Genomic DNA, 16,773 nt, shown 5'->3' with positions numbered 1-16,773 from the left:
ATCCGGCTCCGCCTGCATCTACATTGCCGAAAACAACATGGACTGGCTCAATGGCGTGTCCGTCGGTGTACGTAATGCGATGTCCGCCGCGGCGACAGCGGCAGACACCGTGAGCGCGCCCCATGTCATCTTTGTGGATCCGCAAACGACGTTCACAGGTCACAACCTGTGTACCGGATCAGGCGTGTCCGGCATCAACGGCCTGGAGTTCGCTGTGTCACCGAGCGAAGATCCACTCGTGCCAGGCCTGGGGTACGTTGTGAACGGTGCTTACGCATCGCAAACGTCCGTGCATCCCAACGGCATAGGCACCCAGCTCTACTCAGATGCTCTCGAGGCAGCACTTGCAACGACTCCATAAGAGTGGCCTCACCGCGGCGATCGTCGTCGCGGCGGTGTTCGCGTTGTCCGGGTGCGGGATGGAACACATCGTCTCGGACGCCAGGGACGCGTCTATCCGCAACACGGCGACGGCAATCTCGGACGCGGTCGACTGCTTCACGAAACTGCAGATCACCACGGGTGAGGATCTTGACTCGCTGGCGAAGCAGAACGGCCTCTGCGGGGACTGGCGCGCTCTGGGGGCCACTGACGAGCAGCTGTCGGCCTGGAAGTGGGACGTATGGAACAACACGTGGCTGATTCGGATCGATGAGTCAGCCGGGCCCCCGGTCATCACAGCGATGACCGTGGGTAGTGGTCAGGCCCAGGTTGGGATCCAACAAGAAGCACATCTGCTGGTTGTCTGCTGGCAGGTCACGTTGGATCCCTCCGTCGGAGAGCCTCCCGTGACCGGCTTCGAATGCCCAGAGCAGTGGTCGGCGAACATGAGCGCACCTGAGGTGATGACGATGGACGAACTCAAGGACGCCGCCAGCAATCTCGGCGTGACGCTGACGGGGTGAGCCTCGAGGCCAGGCTGAAAGGAACCGAAATCTGTCCGAGGGTATTGGGATAGGAGTCCTCCTTGCCTCAAATCGGGAGCGGTAAAGCCGTCCGACTGGGCGGGAGAAGCCCGCGGAGAAATGGGCGGTCGCGGTCTGCGTCTCTCGGCCTCGGGTGCTCATACACAATGCCACCGTTGGAGAGCGCTCGCCGAGAGGACGAAAATGATCCAACCAGAAACACAACCAGCCCCCCGTCGGGCGAACTTTGAAGACCGGCGGACACTCCGGGACCTGCGCCAGTTGATCGGGTCAATTGGTTTGACAGGCATGCTGGCCTTGGCCGGGTGCGCATCATCCGGCGCCGGCGTCGGCTCCGCACCTCCGATGCATGAGCACAGCACGGCGGCGGAACCTGTACCGGTACCGGAGTCGACGCCCAATGCCGTAACGGACGCCGAGACGTGCACGGCGATGGGCGATGTTTTGTCGATCAGATTCAATGCCGATGTCGCGGTCCGCGAGGGGCGGATGAGTGCCCAGGAGCAGGGTGGCTGGTACCGCCTCGCAACAATTGTGCTCGATCGGGTACCTACTCGCGGCGAGGGGGCAGTGAGCGCGACTGTGGCCGCCCTCCAGGCGGTCGTCCCGCCGGTGCCACTGGCGGCCATGGGCCGAGGGGAGATCGGATCGGACGGGTGGGACCAGCAGTGGTCCGCAGTCTTCCAGTCATGCGCGGACGCGGGATCCGAGATCGCGACGGTGGCTTTCACTGGCGGATAAGGCACAGGGGAACTGGTCTCGCAGGTACGGACGCAACTGCTGGGTCGTTGCAGTGCAGGCAGGGTCAATGAACTTCCACGCGTCCAGGAGCGCGCCCGACCACAGATCCTCGCGACCGGCGAGCGTGCCATCGAAGTCCCAAAAGACGACCCGTTGATTGCCTGACACTCGGCTAATGCTAGTGATTGCCTGGTCGACGTTGAGGGCTATGCGGCAACAGTCGTCTCGACCACTTTCGGCTGCTCAACCTTGAGCGATGGATTGTTGAGCGGGACCCTGGGTCAATGGACTTCGAGCCCTGGGGGGAGGCTACAGTGAGCGGGTCAGCTGTGGAGGTTCTCTCTATCGGAGCAGTCCTCGGTGACTCCGACGCCACGAATGTGGCGTGGAAGCGCGCAATCGCCGCACTCGGAAAGGAGGTCGTCGCCCTCCGCGCCGGCGCCGCGAGCCCGCTGCGGGTCAACGTCGTCTTCCACGTCGAAGGGAGGATGGTGCCCAACGAATTCCACGGTGTGCGCGCTGGTCGATACCGGACGAAAGACAATCACCTGATGGTGCAAGCCGCAGTGCCATCAGGACCGATCCCGGGGGATCGATCAGTGCTCGTGAGCCTTCTTGGCGCAGCGGTCGATCACGCAGAGAGCTTCGCGAGGGATCGTGGTATCGCCGACCGCCTGGATGGTTTGCGCTTGATTCTCGACGGCCTTTCCAGGGCATGATCGACGTTCAGGCTCGCTGCTGGGGAGCGCAGGGCTGGTACGACCCATGACCTCGGTGTGGCGATCATCCAGCGCAGTGAGTACTCGATGACTGGCTACACGATGAGTTACCAGAAGTTCCTCGAGAAACTGATGATGCATATCAGTACGGAGCAAGGGAATCTAGTCCTGGAGTTGAGTCAAGCCGAGTCTGATCGGCTTGCTGTGGCGCTTGCCGCCGGTGTCGGCGACGCTCAAGAACCCGGCCAAAACGACGCTTGAAAACTAGGCCACCCAGACCAGATTGGGTGGGTGATCTCCTTGGAAGATTGGGCGTTGATCAGGCGGCTGGTCGCGGACGGGGTTCCGCAGCGCCAAGTCGCGAGGGACCTCGGGATCGCGAGGGACACGGTCGCGGCCGCGGTGCGGTCGGACCGGCCGCCGAAGTATCAGCGAAGGCCGCAGGCGACGTCGTTCTCACCCTTCGAGGCGCGGGTGAGGGCGTTGCTCGCGGAGCATCCGTCGATGCCGGCGACGGTGATCGCAGAACGGGTCGAATGGGCCGGCTCGATCACCTGGTTCCGGGAGAACGTCCGCCGGTTGCGGCCGGAGCACCGCCCGGTTGACCCGGCCGACCGGCTGTCGTGGGCCGCCGGTGACGCGGCGCAGTGCGATCTCTGGTTCCCGCCGCGGAAGATCCCGCTCGAGGACGGTGGCAGTGTGCTGCTGCCGGTGCTGGTGATCGTCGCAGCGCACTCCCGGTTCATCACCGCCAGGATGATCCCGACCCGAAAGACCGAGGACCTGCTGCTCGGCTCGTGGGAGCTGATCCAACAGCTGGGGCGGGTGCCACGCCGGCTGATCTGGGACAACGAACCCGGTATCGGGCAGAAGGGTCGGCTCGCGCAAGGTGTCGCCGCGTTCGCCGGCACCCTCGCCACCAAGGTCGTGCAGCTGCGGCCCTACGACCCCGAATCGAAGGGCATCGTGGAGCGGCGCAACGGCTGGATGGAGAGCTCGTTCATGCCCGGCCGCACCTTCACCTCACCGGCCGACTTCAACACGCAACTGACCGATTGGCTCGAACGCGCGAACGCCCGGGTGGTGCGGACGATCAAGGCCAGGCCGATCGACCTGATCGACCACGACCGGTCTCGGATGCTGCCGCTGCCTCCGGTCCCGCTGCAGCTGGGCTGGCGGGAACGAGTGCGTCTGGGACGGGATTACTACGTGCGTCTGGACACCAGCGACTACTCCGTCGACCCACAAGCGATCGGCCGGATGGTCGACGTCACCGCCGACCTCGACCGGGTCCGAGTGCGGCTGGACGGACGGATCCTCGCCGACCACCGCCGAATCTGGGCCCGCGGCGCCGTCGTCACCGACCCGACCCACCGAGAGACGGCGAAGCTGCTGCGACAACAGTTCCAGCAACCACGACAACCCGTCGTCGACGATCTCACCCGAGATCTCGCCGACTACGACCGCGCGTTCGGAATCAGCGGGGTCGCGTGATGGCCGCGAAGAGCACCGAGTCGGTCAAGCAGATCACCTACCTCGCCGGCGCGCTGAAAGCACCCCGCATCACTGAAGCCGCCGCCCGGATGGCCGACCAGGCCCGCGACGCGGGCTGGTCGTTCGAGGACTACCTCGCCGCCGTCCTAGAGAGGGAGGTGTCAGCGCGGAATGCGTCCGGCGCAGAACTGCGGATCAAGGCGGCCGGGTTCCCGGCACGAAAGACGCTCGAGGACTTCGACTGGGACGCCCAACCCACCGCCCGCCAGCAGGTCGCAGCTCTCGCCTCCGGCGGGTTCCTCCTGGAAGCGCAGAACGTGGTCCTGCTCGGCCCACCGGGAACCGGGAAGACGCACCTCGCGACCGCGCTCGGGATCGTCGCCGCCCGGCACGGTCACCGAGTGCTGTTCGCCACCGCGACCGACTGGGTCACCCGCCTCACCGACGCCCACCGGCAAGGCAGCCTGCCCCGCGAGCTCACCCGCCTGCGCCGCTACGGGCTGATCATCGTCGACGAGGTCGGATACCTCCCGTTCGAACAGGACGCCGCCAACCTGTTCTTCCAGCTCGTCTCGAGCCGCTACGAACACGCCTCGCTGATCCTGACCTCGAACCTGCCGTTTTCCGGCTGGGGCGGGGTGTTCGGCGACCAGGCCGTCGCCGCCGCGATGATCGACCGGATCGTCCACCACGCCGACGTGCTCACCCTCAAAGGCGCCAGCTACCGGCTCCGCGGACGAGGGATCGACAGCCTCCCGAGCATCAAGACGCAGGATCCGGCAGACTGAGCAAACGACAACCAGGTGGCCTAGTTTTCGCCCGTCGTTTTGGCCGGTTCTTGAACCGTCGTCGACAGCCGGTTATGAGAGCGTCTCGCAATCGGAATACTTCATCCGGACGGGCCTCGCTGAGGCAACGATCAAGGCGATTGTCCAGGAACTTCGAACGCCAGGATCCGACCAACGGACGGCGGTAGGCCTTCCTCTTGAGCCCGGCATCGAGGATGTGGAGAACCCGCGGCGCGCAAGGTCAGAGGGACCATGACGCAGCATTGTACGCACATCAACATCTCACTAACTACGTTGAGATCGAGGTCTCTGAACTCGACGTCGTCAAAGGACGAGATGGTGTGTTTGTGATTCCGGGCCGGTCTCCGCTGGATGTCACTGGCCGCATCCGAGGTTGGGAGCGAACTGGTGTATGTGTACCTGCGGGTTCGGTGGCACCACGAATTCCCGGACGAGCCAATCTTGCTCCTTAGCGAGATCGTCGGCAGCGACGAAGTGCGCAAGGTCGAGATCTACGCCGACGGCCGATACGACTTCGCCAACGGGTCTTGCTCGACGGGGACGACGCTACTGTCCGAACTGCCGATGACCTCGGTCGACGAGTCAATGGATCGCGGTGATCCTGAACCACCCCTACGCACAGGAGCGCGAGAAGCCCGGGCGACTTGCGGGCATCGTCGATCTTCTCGAGTGCCCGGCGGCGCGGGAAGGGCGTGAGTAAAACTGTGGCAAATCGAGCATCGTCGAGGACATCGACGAAAGGTCGCGATCCGCGGAAACTCAACCCAAACGGCATTCGGGACACCAAGGAAATGCCACTGAACAAGGGTTCAAATCCCACCGTCACCGCCATTCGATGCCTCGCGATCCCTTGAAAACACTGGGATCGCGAGGCATCGGCATATGTCCATGGGTAGGAAGTGGGAAAAATGCTTCTCACGGCATGCGAATCCTGGCGGGTTTCGGACATGCCCGGCGGTCTCGCGCAACGACACCTATCCGCGTCTAGATTGAGGCGGCCACCCCCTCGCTCCGTCCTCATCCGTCATGCGACATCGAATTCGCCGATGTGATGCTTGAGGAATGTCGTTGCCTGGCCGAACCAAGCCTGCCACGGCACGTCGACGAACGTTCTGGAGCCGGCCGCAGTGCATGTCTTGCCCAGCGACAATCCATGGGGGCCTGTGCCGTAGACGTGGAGTTCGAATGGCACGCCAGCGTCGTCGAGTGCATTCGCGAATGCAAGCGTGTGCGAGATCGGCACCACATGGTCGGACCGGGTGGCCGCCAGGAACGTCGGAGGTGTGTCCGCCGTCACGGCGTCGTTCGTGGACGGAATCACCGTCCGCATCCGCTCTCCGAAGGCTGAAAGTATGACGGGGTAGAGCAGAATCTGCGCGGCCGGCTTGTCGTTAGAGATCGTGCCGAGCGCGGAGGCCAAGTGACCACCTGCCGAGAACCCGCAGGTGATGATCCTTGACGCATCGATGGCCAGCGATTCGGCGTTCTCCTGGAGGTACCTCATTGCGGCCTCTGCGTCGGTCAGCGCCTGCCCGAACGTCGACTCGACGTCGGCGCGATAGCGGAGCAGGAACGCGTTGTACCCCTCCGAGAGGAAGGCGAGCGCGATGGGCTCGGCCTCGCGATCGGATGTGGTCTGGTAGCCGCCACCGGGCAAGATCAGCACGGCTGGGCGCGCAGTGGAGTTCCGGACGACGCTGGATACGTCCTGGATGTACGCGGTGAGCCGCGCTTCGGCTGGGCCCACCCCGACGGTTGTTACTCGCATCGTTTGATGCCTCTCTCGAGTGCCGATGTGCACCCATGCTGTTGACACCTTTTCCTGACCTGGCTTAGTGTAACCGGTGACACAAAATCTGTAACCGGTAACAGACTGGGTCCGCGCGGATCAGCAGGAGGTGAGAGCGATGGTGACCATGTACGACGTTGCCGCGCGGGCGGGCCTGTCCATCGGCACCGTGTCTCGATTCGTCAATGCGCGCGGCTACGTCGGTCCCGTCAGTTCGGAGAAGATCCGGCGTGCGATCGACGAGCTCGGATTCGTCCCGAACACAGCGGCGCGCAGCCTCACGACCAAGCGGTCGGGACTGATCGGATTCGTCACGTCCGACCTCGCCAACCCCTTCACGGCGGAGCTTGTGCAGGGTCTGCAGGAGGAGGCGATCCTCGAAGGCTACTGCGTTGTGACCGCATCGACAGGCCGAGACGAGCAACGCACACTTCAGACGCTCGCGGCTTTGCGTGGCCACCAGCTCGACGGGCTCATCATGTCGCCGCAGGAGTCCCCCGCCGTCGATGAGTACCTGCGCCACGCCGCCCACGAAGGGCTTCCTGTCGTTCGGGTCGGCGCGGCTCGTGAGCCGATGGAAGCGGATCTCGTCGCATCGGACACGTATTCCGGCGGTAGGTCGGCGATGTCACATCTGCACGATCTGGGGCATCGGCGCATTGCGTACGTCGGTGCACACCGCCAGGCGGAATCTCGTCGCCAGGCATATCTCGACGCGGTGGAGAGCATCGGCCTGCCCGTCGAGTCTGCGTTGGTGTGCGAAGGCGAGCCCAACCGGGAAGGCGGCGTCCTCGCGGGTGCGCGACTTCTCGAGATGGCGGATCCGCCGACGGCGGTGTTCGCCGCCAACGACCTCATCGCGCTCGGGGTGCTGCATGCGGCATATCGGCGTCAGCTTCGTGTTCCCGACGACCTCTCGGTCGTCGGATTCGACGATTCGGAGGTCGCACGTCATTCGGTGCCGCCGCTGACGACCGTCGCGCAGCCGAAGCAGGAACTCGGGCGATATGCGGCAAGACTCCTGCTCGACCGGGTGACCGGCCGCCGGGATTCGGAAGCGGTCGAACGTCTGCTCTCGTGCGAGCTCGTCGTCCGCGACTCCACGGCGCCGATCTGACTTCACGGCACACGGCGTACCCCTGGTGCGTCTATCCACCCATTGAACGAACCCTATGAACTCGACGGAGAGGACCTCAATCATGTCTCTGAGCACGCGTTCGGCAACGAAGCGCACTTTTCTGCGGGGCGTCGGTGTGACCGTCGCTCTCGCCACGATCTGCGGGCTGGCAGCGTGCAGTCCCGGCAGTGAACCGGAGGAGGCACACGCCGGCGATGGCGCGGCGAACCTGCAGATCTGGTTCAACGGAGCGGCCGAGCAGGCGACTCTGATTCAGGAATCGATCGACCGGTTCTCGGAGGCGAACCCGCAGATCACGGTCGAATTGCTGAACATCGCAGGCGCGGACTACTACACCAAGCTCAAGACGGCGGCGGTGGGCAACCAGCTGCCTGACGTCTTCTTCGCCCGCACTCAGGAAATCCCCGCCAACGCCGCGAACAAGTGGCAGCAGTCGTTGGAGGACTATGTCTCCGACGCCGATGTGGAGGACTTCTGGCCTGCTGAGGTCGCACAGATGTCTTACGAGGGGGAGCTCTACGCGCTCCCTTACGACTTCTCCAACTTCGCCGTCTACGTCAACAAGACGATGTTCGCGGATGCCGGCATAGAGCTTCCGACCGAGGACTGGACGTGGGAAGAGTTCTTCGACATCGCGGCAGAATTCCCGCAGACCGATGGCTCGCGGCAGACCCGGTGGGGTGCGTTCGTGCCCTTCACGCCGTGGCTGATGATGGGCATTCTCAAGGCGAACGGCGGCGAGACCTTCACCGAAGACGGATCGCGCTCCGTCATCAATTCGCCTGAGAACGTCGAGACCTTCCGATTCCTGCTTGAGCAGGCCGAGAAGGGGGTTACGCCGCAGCCGGGAGCGCTGCCGCAGGGCATGCACCCGTTCAACTCGGGCCTCGTCGCGATGCATGTCGGTGGATCTTGGGAGGCATCGATCCATCGCAACGCGATCGGAGACGAATTCGAGTGGGATGTCATCAAGCTCCCGAAGGGGAGCAGCGGTGAACGTGCGGTTGCCACGGCGGGTGGTGCATGGGCGCTGTCGAAGGACTCGGAGAGTCCGGAACAGGCATTCGAGCTGATGCGCCACCTCACCAGTGAGGATGAGCTGAACTTCCTGATGTCTGAACAGGTCAGCGGCATTCCCGGCCGTCAGTCGTCCACAGAGCGCTGGAGGGAAGTCGCCGGCAACGCGGGTCTGCCTCCGCAGAACATCAGCGTCTTCCCCGACCAGATGCTCGAGGACGCCGTGAAGTGGTCGTACCCGGTGTACTGGGATGCGTTCAACACGGCGTGGACCAACCGTGTGCAGTCCATGACGAGCGGAGAGGACCCCGCTGTGGCTCTCGCGGCGCTGGAGGAGGACGTCAACGCGGCGGCCGAAAAGATCAAGTGATGGCGTCGCGACTCACGCTTGCACGCCGTGAGGCGGCCACGGGTTGGCTATGGGTTCAGTCGTGGATGGTCGGGTTCCTCGCGTTCACGGCGATCCCGATCCTGGCGGCCTTTGCGCTCAGCTTCACCGAGTGGAACGGAACCGGGGCACCTCAATGGGTGGGCTTCGCCAACTATGCGGAGATGTTCACGGACGATCCGCTGTTCTGGCAGTCCTTGAAGGTGACCGGCCTGTTCACGGTGATCTACGTTCCCGTCAGCCTGCTGATCGGCTTCAGCTTGGCGCTGCTGATGAATCAGAAGCTGCGCGGCGTGACGGTGTTCCGCACGATCTACTACCTCCCGTCGGTGCTCTCGGGCGTCGCCGTCGCCGTGCTCTGGGGCTTCGTGTTCCACCGGGAGTACGGCGTGCTGAACTGGTTCCTCGGCCTCTTCGGGGTCCCACCGATCGGCTGGCTCCAGGATCAGTTCTGGGTGATCCCGTCGCTGGTCATGATCACTCTGTGGGGCGTGGGCGGCTCGATCATCATCTACTTGGGCGGGTTGCAGGGAATTCCGACCGAGTTGTATGAGGTCGCGAAACTCGACGGGGCCTCGTGGTGGGACACCCTCCGGTCGGTGACGATCCCGATGATGTCTCCGGTGATCCTGTTCCAGCTCGTCATGGGCACCATCAACTCGTTCCAGGTGTTCGTGCAGGCCTACGTGCTGACGAAGGGCGGGCCGAACTACGGCAGCTACTTCTTCGCCCTGCACATCTACAACTCCGCGTTCCGCGACCTTCGTCTCGGGTACGCGTCGGCGCTCTCGGTGTTCCTCTTCCTGATCGTCGTCGTCATCACCGTGGTCGTGTTCATGACCTCCAAGACCTGGGTCTTCTACGCCGGAGCGAAGGACAGCCGATGACTCACACCGTGATCGTGCGCGAAGAGCAGACCGCGTCCGCACGCGAAGACCGCACCGCGACCGTGCCCGAGAAGCGCTCTCGACCGCCGCGTCGACGGCTCATGCGGACGACCAACGCGGGCATCAGCTATGCGATCCTCATTCTCGGGTCGGTGGCGTTCCTCATCCCGTTCTTCTGGATGCTGTCGACCAGCCTCAAGACCGCGGGACAGGTCTTCTCCTATCCCATCGAATGGCTGCCCGACCCCTGGATGTGGGGCAATTACGTCGACCTGTTCGAGGCAGCGCCGTTCGGCAGGTACCTGCTGAACACCGTCGTCCTGACCTTCTTCGGGGTGCTCGGGACGGTGGTGGGAAGTTCGATCGCCGGCTACGCCTTCGCGCGGTTCCGGTTCCGCGGGCGAGACACGCTGTTCTTCATCATGCTCTCGACCATGATGGTGCCCGGCTGGGCGACGCTCATCCCGCAGTTCATCCTGTTCCGCGAACTCGGGTGGCTCGACACCTATCTGCCGCTGATCGTTCCCGGCTTCTTCGCCACTCCGTTCGCCACGTTCCTGATGCGCCAGTTCTTCCTGAGCATCTCGCCGGAGATCGACGACGCGGCGAAGATCGATGGGGCAGGGACGTTCCGCATCTTCTTCACCATCGTCCTGCCGCAGGCGAAGCCGGCCCTGATCATCATCAGCCTGTTCTCGTTCATGGGGAACTGGAACGAGTTCTTCGGGCCGCTGATCTATCTGACGTCGCAGGACATGTTCCCGATCAGCCTCGGGATCGTGAACTTCGTGGGCGAGCAGTCCCAGAACTATCCCCTGATGATGGCCGCGGCGACGATCGCAATGGCGCCGTGCCTCATCCTGTTCTTCCTCGCGCAGCGTTGGTTCATCCAAGGCGTCGTCATCACCGGTGTGAAAGGGTAATTCGTTTTGCTGGAAATCAATGTCAACGGCGAGCGCTATCGAGACAAGGTCGATGGATGCTGGCTGGGCAAGAACGCCGGCGGCACGCTCGGCGCGCCGCTCGAGGAGGCATTCGGCAAGCCGGAGCCGCTCGACGTGTGGTGGTACACGCAGGTCGAGGAGGGCGGCATCCCGAATGACGACCTCGAGATGCAGCTGATCTGGCTCAAGGCGATCGAGGAGGTCGGCCCGGGCCTGACATCACGACACCTCGTCCGCTATTGGCTCGATCACATCGGGTACAACCCCGACGAGTACGGGCTCAGCAAGATGAACATGAAGCTCGGCCTGGAGCCGCCGTTGAGCGGGAGCTACAGCAACTGGTTCAAGGACTGTATGGGTTGCCCGATCAGATCGGAGATCTGGGCCTGCCTTGCTCCCGGGGCGCCGCGGATCGCCGCGCGTTACGCGTACATGGATGCGATCTGCGACCACGCCGGTGGAGAGTCGGTCTACGGCGAGCTCTTCAACGTCGCGCTGGAGTCGGCGACGTTCGTCATCGAGGATGTGCAGGAACTCATCGACATCGGGATGTCGTACATCCCGGAATCCAGCCTCACCGCCCGCGCCATCAACGCGGCTCGCTCCGCACACGCAGAGGGGCTGGACTGGAAGCAGGCTCGCGAGCGGGTCATGCAGGCGACGCCGCACTACAACGCGCAGTACTCGCCGCTGAACATGGGATTCCAGATCATCGGCCTGCTCTACGGCGAGGACTTCGGCGACGCGCTGTGCAAGACGGTGAACTGCGGGTACGACACCGACTCGTCGGGAGCGTCGACCGGAAGCTATCTCGGTCTCATCTCAGGTCGGTCCGGACTCCCAGCGAAGTGGCTCGAGCCGCTCGGGGAGACGATCTCCACGACGGAATCGCTCCGCGGAATCATGAACGTCTCCGACGTGCGGAACCCGATCCCGACGAACATGACGGAATTGACCGACCGTGTGCAGCGGGCCGCCCGGATGGTCCTCCGCGCGCACGGCGTGATGGGGGAGGACGGGATCGTCCGGGTCTCGAAGGAGGACCTCTACGCCGACGACGCGATCATCGCGCTGCGTGACTCGAGTCCGACGGAGGTGTTCTTCCCCGGCCTCGACGTCGATGTCGCCGTCGAGTACATCGATCTACCGGCGATCGCCTCGGGAGAGACCAAGTCGCTGATCACTCGTCTCGAGAACATCCGACCGCAGGCGATCACGGTGACCTGCGTCATCGACGGTCCGAGCGGGTGGGGCCTTCCCGAAGCCCAGCGCGTCGAACTGCCCGCGCACGGAAGCGCAGATATCTCGTGGCACGTGACCGGGCCTGCGCCGGCCGATCTTCACAACAGCAACATCCTTTACCTCACCGTGACGCCCCATGAGCGGCCACCTCAGCCGTCGATACCCATCGTGCTGGTGGGCGCCGGATCGTACCGAGTGAGCGGGCCATTCCCCCTGTCGGACGGGGAGTCGGCGGCCGAGGAGCTCGCACTGCCGCATGAGCCCGAGACACGGGTGGGCGACGTCCTCACGGAAGGCGGGCGCGCTGGCGACTGGCGAACCATCGCCGCGCATGAGAACGCTCTGCCTCTCGCCGATGTCTTCGACGAGCCCGGCATTCTCTACCTTCAGGGGTTCATTGAGGCGCCCGCGGAGCAGGAGATCTGGCTCTCGGCGAACGTCAACTGCCCGGTGAAGTTCTGGGTGAACGGCGTCGCGGCGCAGTCGTTCGCCGATTACCAGGAGGTGCGTCCAAGCTATCGAGGCAGGGAGGAGACCGCTGCCGCGGTGATGCTGAACGCGGGATGGAACGAGGTGCTCGTCAAGCTCGTGCGCGGTACGGAAGCACCGCCGATCGAGTGCCACATCCTCGCGGCAAGCAATGACCGCCGGATCAACGGTGAGGCGAACTGGGCCACACTCGCCGGGCAGCCGCATCTGGGACGGACGCGCTTCCCGTGGCAGTGAGAGACCAGGGCGCCGACCCATCCCACGCGGCACGGCGGCCGAATGTCGTCATGATCGTCCTCGACGACGTCGGCTTCGGCGACTTCGGATGCTTCGGGTCCGAGATCGAGACGCCCGCGCTCGACCGGCTCGCGGATCGGGGATTGCGGTACAACCACTTCCACGTCACTGCTGTCTGCACGGCCAGCCGGGCCTCGGTGCTGACGGGGCGGAATCATCACGCCGTCGGCATGGGATTCCTGGACCTTCCGATGGATCACGCCGGCTACAGCAGCAGGATCCCGGACTCGGCGGCGGCGCTTCCCCGACTGCTGAGAGACGGCGGTTACAACACGCTGGCGGTGGGCAAGTGGCATCTCGCCCCGAACCATGAGCAGGGGCCTGCCGGCCCGTTCGACCGGTGGCCGCTGGCCATGGGCTTCCAGCGGTTCTACGGCTTCCTGGGCGCCGCGACGAACCAGTGGGCCCCGGAGCTCGTGAGGGACAACAGCTACGTCGAGCCTCCGAGCACGCCGGATGAGGGGTATCACCTGACCGAGGACCTCGCCGACGAGGCGATCCGCATGGTCCAGGGTCAGCAGGCCGCCGCACCGGACAATCCGTTCTTCCTGTACTTCGCGCCCGGCGCGGTGCATTCCCCGCACCAGGCGCCGGCGGAATGGACCGAGCGCTACCGTCACAGATTCGATGACGGGTGGGATGCGATGCGCGACCGGATCTTCGCGCGTCAGCTCGAGCTGGGAGTCGTGCCCGCCGGAACAGAGCTCACCGAGCGGCCGCCGTGGGTGAAGAGCTGGCAGGACTACTCCGACGAGGACCGGAGGCTGTTCGCCCGGATGATGGAGGTCTACGCAGGCTTCCTGACGCACACGGACGCCCAGATCGGGCGGGTGCTCGATGCGCTCGCGGAGCTCGGCGTCTTGGACGACACCATCGTCATGGTGCTCTCGGACAACGGCGCCAGCGCGGACGGGGGCCCTCACGGCACGCTCACCACCGAGCAGTCCTTCATCACGAACGACACCGCACCGATGGTGGAACGGATCGACGAGATCGGAGGACCCCGGACGTTCAACCACTACGCGTGGGGCTGGGCATGGGCAGGGAGCACGCCGTTCCGCTATTGGAAGCACTACACGTGGTTGGGCGGAGTCCGTGTACCCCTGATCGTCCACTGGCCGGCAGGGGTCGAGCCCCAGCAGCGGGGGCAGGTCCGAGATCAGTTCTGCCACGCGATCGATCTGATGCCGACTGTTCTCGATGTCGCAGGCGTGCACGCGCCCGGCTCCGTGGACGGCGTCGATCAGCAGCCGATCGACGGCGCGAGTCTGAGACGCACCCTCAACGACGGCGAGAGCGCGGCGCCGAGACAGACCCAGTATTTCGAGATGATGGGCTCGCGGGCGATCTACCATGCGGGGTGGAAGGCGACCACCGATCACGTCGCCGACTTCCCGGCGCAGCGAGAGCTGTTCGGGGGCAGCCGGTCGTTCGAGGCCGACCGGTGGTCGCTGTACGACCTCCGTTCGGACTTCTCGGAGTCGCGCGACCTGGCCGAGAAGGAGCCGGAGCGGCTGTTATCTCTCATCGAGACCTGGTGGTACGAGGCCGGCAAGAACCAGGTCCTCCCGCTGATGGACGACCTGAAGGGGCGGGCCGCGGGGGTGAAGCCGCCGCCGTACGCGGATCGCACTCGCTGGGTCTACCGGCCGGGGGCGGGGCCCATTCGCACGCCTGCCTCGGCGGGAGGGTTCGTCCTCACGGCCCACGTGCTGGTGGCCGATGGGGATCGCGGCGTCGTCGTCGCCCAGGGCGATTGGAACGGCGGCTTCGTCTGCGTCATCGACGAGCGGGCGGTGTCCGCGATCCTGACAGTCACTGCGAAGCAGCACAGACTGGCGAGCGACCTGCCGCTCGCTCCCGGGCCGCACACCATCCAGCTGGCCTACAAGGCGGACACGTCGCAGCGCGGCAGCACGTTCTCTCTCACGATCGATGGGGAGCTCGCGGCCCGCACCGCACTCGACACCCCGTTGCGGCCGATGACGCTGTTGGGTCGCTGGTTGCTGATCGGCCGCGATCGCGGGCTGCCGGTCGGCGACGGCTACAGCCCGCCGTTCCCGTTCACGGGGCGCATCGACCGAGTCGAGCTGGAACTGCCGGAGCGGCCGACTCCGGCGGCGGCCCTGACCGCTGTCGAGCCGGACTGATCTACAGGTGTCTTCAACGATGAAGGAGGAATCGACGTGAAACCGAAGATGAGCACGAGACGCGGTGTACTCGCCGGGATCGCTGCCGGCGCACTCGCCGGCGCGGGGGCGATTGCGGCGCCGTCGGCGGCGCACGCCAACGGCCGAGGGCAAGGCGCCGACCCGAAGTGCACGCCGGGCGCCTGCTCGGGCGTGCACGTGACGCCGGACATGTTCGGTGCCGTGCCGGACGGCGCCACAGACTGCACCGATGCGTTCAACCAGGCACTCGCATCGGGCTACACGCTCTACGTGCCCGCCGGCGACTACCTCATCGCCGGTGCGCTCGACGAGGTGAAGGATCGGCACCTGATCATCCTCGGCGACGGTCCAGGCGCATCGCGGATCATCTTCAGTGCGGCATCCGCAGCCGGGCTCAGGGTGACCCAGCACACCACTCCGGTCACCATCGACACCGCGCTGTACTACCGCACCCAGCTCAGTGATGTCGGGTTCTACACGACCCGGCAGGAGAACGGCATCGCGGTCGACATCGCCTACAGCCAGAAGGTCGTGGAGTTCGCGCGCAACGAGATGCTGGTGAGCGTCGACAACGTCCACATCGCCGGTGTCAACCCGCGGACGACCGGCTGGTCGGGCGGCATCCGGATCATGGATGTCAACCATCCGCGGATCGAGAACTGCCACATCGTCGGGCGCCAGGACAGCTCGCAACCGGCGCGAGCCTATGCGCAGTTCTTCATCATGGACTTCGGCGTGTACGTCGGTGTGACCGGTGACATCGAGCTCAACTACCTCCGCGTGGTCGGCACGCGCATCAAGAACGTGATCCGCGGGATCCAGTGCGTGGGTGCGGGCGAGGGGATCGTCGTCATCGACTGCGCGATCCCCGTCGCCGATTACGGCATCCATCTGAACAAGGAGGTGGCGTCGGGGGCGACGGATCCACAGGTGATGATCTCCAGCACCCACATCAACGCCGCCAGCCGCTGCATCTACATCAAACGGATGCACGAGATCCAGATCACGGGCAACCTGCTGTACTCGTTCCCACATGTCGACACCGGGAGCTGGGCGGCATTCGAGGCCGACACGGTGATCCAGGCGACCGTGACGGGCAACATCATCGAGGGCTTCCCCGGCAACCGCGAGGACAGGATCGTCGGCATCCTGGGGACCGACCTGCGCCAATCGACGGTCTCGGGCAATCGATACATCAAGATGGATGTCCCCGTCGAGCTCACCACGGACCGATCGGTCGACAACGTGATCGTCGACGAGTTCCGCTCGCCGCCGGCGGCGGTGGGACCGATGGTGGTGTACTCCGGAACAGCTAGTGAGTCTGCGAACTACTCCGGCCCGAAGCTCGCGATGAACGCACAGCAGGTCGTCGTCACGGGCGAGCCGACGGACGTCGTCTCGGTCAGCCAGACGCTCGCCGCCGGCATCGTATACCAGCTTTCGGCTGTGCTCCACGGTGTAAAGGGAGCCGAAGCAGGTACGGTGGCCGCCTCGCTCGTCAAGACGAGCGGCACGGCGGAGATCGAGTTCCGCTCTGTCGCCACGGTCGTCAACACCGTGGGTCCGCTGGCCGAATCGACGGTGTCGATCATCACGCACGTCACGGCGACGAAGCCCGGTCCGGCCGGGCTGACGCTGCAGGCGAGCAGCGCGGGGTCGGACCTCTCCGTCGACTCCGGGTCTGCGTCGCTCGCACTGGCGATGTGATGGGAGGGGAGACGA

16 protein-coding genes are annotated in these 16,773 nt (G+C 64.8%); 15 read left to right on the top strand and 1 reads right to left on the bottom strand.

Annotated elements, in window-relative coordinates; translation table 11 throughout:
* The 8 genes from BJ991_RS18225 to BJ991_RS18945 form a co-directional block, all read left to right on the top strand.
* A partial coding sequence (locus tag BJ991_RS18225) for a hypothetical protein (protein WP_218852979.1) occupies nt 1–361 on the top strand: 361 nt, incomplete at its 5' end.
* Nucleotides 362–419: 58 nt separating this feature from the next.
* The gene (locus BJ991_RS18145) at nt 420–905 is read left to right on the top strand and encodes a hypothetical protein (RefSeq protein WP_179492318.1); all 486 of its coding nucleotides are present in this window, start codon (nt 420–422) and stop codon (nt 903–905) included.
* A gap of 1,046 nt (nt 906–1,951) precedes the next feature.
* The gene (locus BJ991_RS18140; RefSeq protein ID WP_179492316.1) at nt 1,952–2,386 is read left to right on the top strand and encodes a hypothetical protein; all 435 of its coding nucleotides are present in this window, start codon (nt 1,952–1,954) and stop codon (nt 2,384–2,386) included.
* 57 nt (nt 2,387–2,443) lie between these two features.
* Nucleotides 2,444–2,647, top strand: coding sequence for a hypothetical protein (locus BJ991_RS18135; RefSeq protein ID WP_179492315.1), 204 nt, complete (start codon nt 2,444–2,446; stop codon nt 2,645–2,647).
* 30 nt (nt 2,648–2,677) lie between these two features.
* Entirely contained in the window at nt 2,678–3,880 is a 1,203-nt protein-coding gene (istA, locus tag BJ991_RS18130; protein WP_179486479.1) for an IS21 family transposase, read from the top strand.
* Nucleotides 3,880–4,668: an IS21-like element helper ATPase IstB gene (istB, locus tag BJ991_RS18125; protein ID WP_179486478.1), complete on the top strand. Its 789-nt coding sequence runs from the start codon at nt 3,880–3,882 to the stop codon at nt 4,666–4,668. Before istA ends, istB begins: the two co-directional genes overlap by 1 nt.
* 215 nt (nt 4,669–4,883) lie before the next feature.
* The gene (locus BJ991_RS18950) at nt 4,884–5,141 is read left to right on the top strand and encodes an HYD1 signature containing ADP-ribosyltransferase family protein (RefSeq protein ID WP_425487541.1); all 258 of its coding nucleotides are present in this window, start codon (nt 4,884–4,886) and stop codon (nt 5,139–5,141) included.
* On the top strand, nt 5,041–5,385 hold the full coding sequence (locus BJ991_RS18945) for a DUF6881 domain-containing protein (protein WP_425487540.1): 345 nt from the start codon (nt 5,041–5,043) through the stop codon (nt 5,383–5,385). The genes BJ991_RS18950 and BJ991_RS18945 overlap by 101 nt, the downstream gene beginning before the upstream one ends.
* Nucleotides 5,386–5,713: 328 nt before the next feature.
* Here the strand turns inward: BJ991_RS18945 and BJ991_RS18115 are convergent, their stop codons facing one another.
* On the bottom strand, nt 5,714–6,457 hold the full coding sequence (locus tag BJ991_RS18115; protein WP_343048829.1) for an alpha/beta hydrolase: 744 nt from the start codon (nt 6,455–6,457) through the stop codon (nt 5,714–5,716).
* 139 nt (nt 6,458–6,596) lie between these two features.
* On the opposite strand from BJ991_RS18115, the gene BJ991_RS18110 reads away from it, so the two are divergent.
* The 7 genes from BJ991_RS18110 (at nt 6,597) to BJ991_RS18080 (ending at nt 16,758) form a co-directional block, all read left to right on the top strand.
* Nucleotides 6,597–7,595 carry a LacI family DNA-binding transcriptional regulator gene (locus BJ991_RS18110; RefSeq protein WP_179492312.1) on the top strand — a complete coding sequence of 333 codons (999 nt, stop codon included), beginning with the start codon at nt 6,597–6,599 and terminating at the stop codon, nt 7,593–7,595.
* Nucleotides 7,596–7,677: 82 nt separating this feature from the next.
* Nucleotides 7,678–9,003 (top strand): ABC transporter substrate-binding protein, encoded by a 1,326-nt coding sequence (locus tag BJ991_RS18105; RefSeq protein ID WP_179492311.1) that lies wholly within the window; start codon nt 7,678–7,680, stop codon nt 9,001–9,003.
* Entirely contained in the window at nt 9,003–9,908 is a 906-nt protein-coding gene (locus tag BJ991_RS18100; RefSeq protein ID WP_179492310.1) for a carbohydrate ABC transporter permease, read from the top strand. The genes BJ991_RS18105 and BJ991_RS18100 overlap by 1 nt, the downstream gene beginning before the upstream one ends.
* A complete protein-coding gene (locus tag BJ991_RS18095) occupies nt 9,905–10,831 on the top strand; it encodes a carbohydrate ABC transporter permease (protein WP_246301135.1) in 927 nt (308 codons plus the stop codon). Before BJ991_RS18100 ends, BJ991_RS18095 begins: the two co-directional genes overlap by 4 nt.
* A 6-nt stretch (nt 10,832–10,837) precedes the next feature.
* Nucleotides 10,838–12,820: an ADP-ribosylglycohydrolase family protein gene (locus BJ991_RS18090; protein WP_179492308.1), complete on the top strand. Its 1,983-nt coding sequence runs from the start codon at nt 10,838–10,840 to the stop codon at nt 12,818–12,820.
* Nucleotides 12,821–12,870: 50 nt separating this feature from the next.
* Entirely contained in the window at nt 12,871–15,030 is a 2,160-nt protein-coding gene (locus BJ991_RS18085) for an arylsulfatase (RefSeq protein WP_179492305.1), read from the top strand.
* A 48-nt stretch (nt 15,031–15,078) separates the two neighbouring features.
* Nucleotides 15,079–16,758, top strand: coding sequence for a glycosyl hydrolase family 28-related protein (locus BJ991_RS18080; protein ID WP_179492303.1), 1,680 nt, complete (start codon nt 15,079–15,081; stop codon nt 16,756–16,758).
* The last annotated feature ends 15 nt before the right edge of the window (nt 16,759–16,773 follow it).

Origin of the sequence: Microbacterium immunditiarum (assembly GCF_013409785.1) — a bacterium.
Taxonomy (GTDB): domain Bacteria; phylum Actinomycetota; class Actinomycetes; order Actinomycetales; family Microbacteriaceae; genus Microbacterium; species Microbacterium immunditiarum.
This window is presented reverse-complemented; position numbering and strand designations above follow the sequence as displayed.

Coding starts and splice junctions, on each gene's coding strand:
- BJ991_RS18140 (WP_179492316.1), top strand. CDS start 1,952: ATGGACTTCGAGCCCTGGGGGGAGGCTACAGTGAGCGGGTCAGCTGTG.
- BJ991_RS18085 (WP_179492305.1), top strand. CDS start 12,871: ATGATCGTCCTCGACGACGTCGGCTTCGGCGACTTCGGATGCTTCGGG.
- BJ991_RS18100 (WP_179492310.1), top strand. CDS start 9,003: ATGGCGTCGCGACTCACGCTTGCACGCCGTGAGGCGGCCACGGGTTGG.
- istB (WP_179486478.1), top strand. CDS start 3,880: ATGGCCGCGAAGAGCACCGAGTCGGTCAAGCAGATCACCTACCTCGCC.
- BJ991_RS18945 (WP_425487540.1), top strand. CDS start 5,041: ATGTCACTGGCCGCATCCGAGGTTGGGAGCGAACTGGTGTATGTGTAC.
- BJ991_RS18950 (WP_425487541.1), top strand. CDS start 4,884: ATGTGGAGAACCCGCGGCGCGCAAGGTCAGAGGGACCATGACGCAGCA.
- BJ991_RS18105 (WP_179492311.1), top strand. CDS start 7,678: ATGTCTCTGAGCACGCGTTCGGCAACGAAGCGCACTTTTCTGCGGGGC.
- BJ991_RS18080 (WP_179492303.1), top strand. CDS start 15,079: ATGAGCACGAGACGCGGTGTACTCGCCGGGATCGCTGCCGGCGCACTC.
- BJ991_RS18115 (WP_343048829.1), bottom strand. CDS start 6,457: ATGCGAGTAACAACCGTCGGGGTGGGCCCAGCCGAAGCGCGGCTCACC.
- BJ991_RS18145 (WP_179492318.1), top strand. CDS start 420: ATGGAACACATCGTCTCGGACGCCAGGGACGCGTCTATCCGCAACACG.
- BJ991_RS18095 (WP_246301135.1), top strand. CDS start 9,905: ATGACTCACACCGTGATCGTGCGCGAAGAGCAGACCGCGTCCGCACGC.
- BJ991_RS18110 (WP_179492312.1), top strand. CDS start 6,597: ATGGTGACCATGTACGACGTTGCCGCGCGGGCGGGCCTGTCCATCGGC.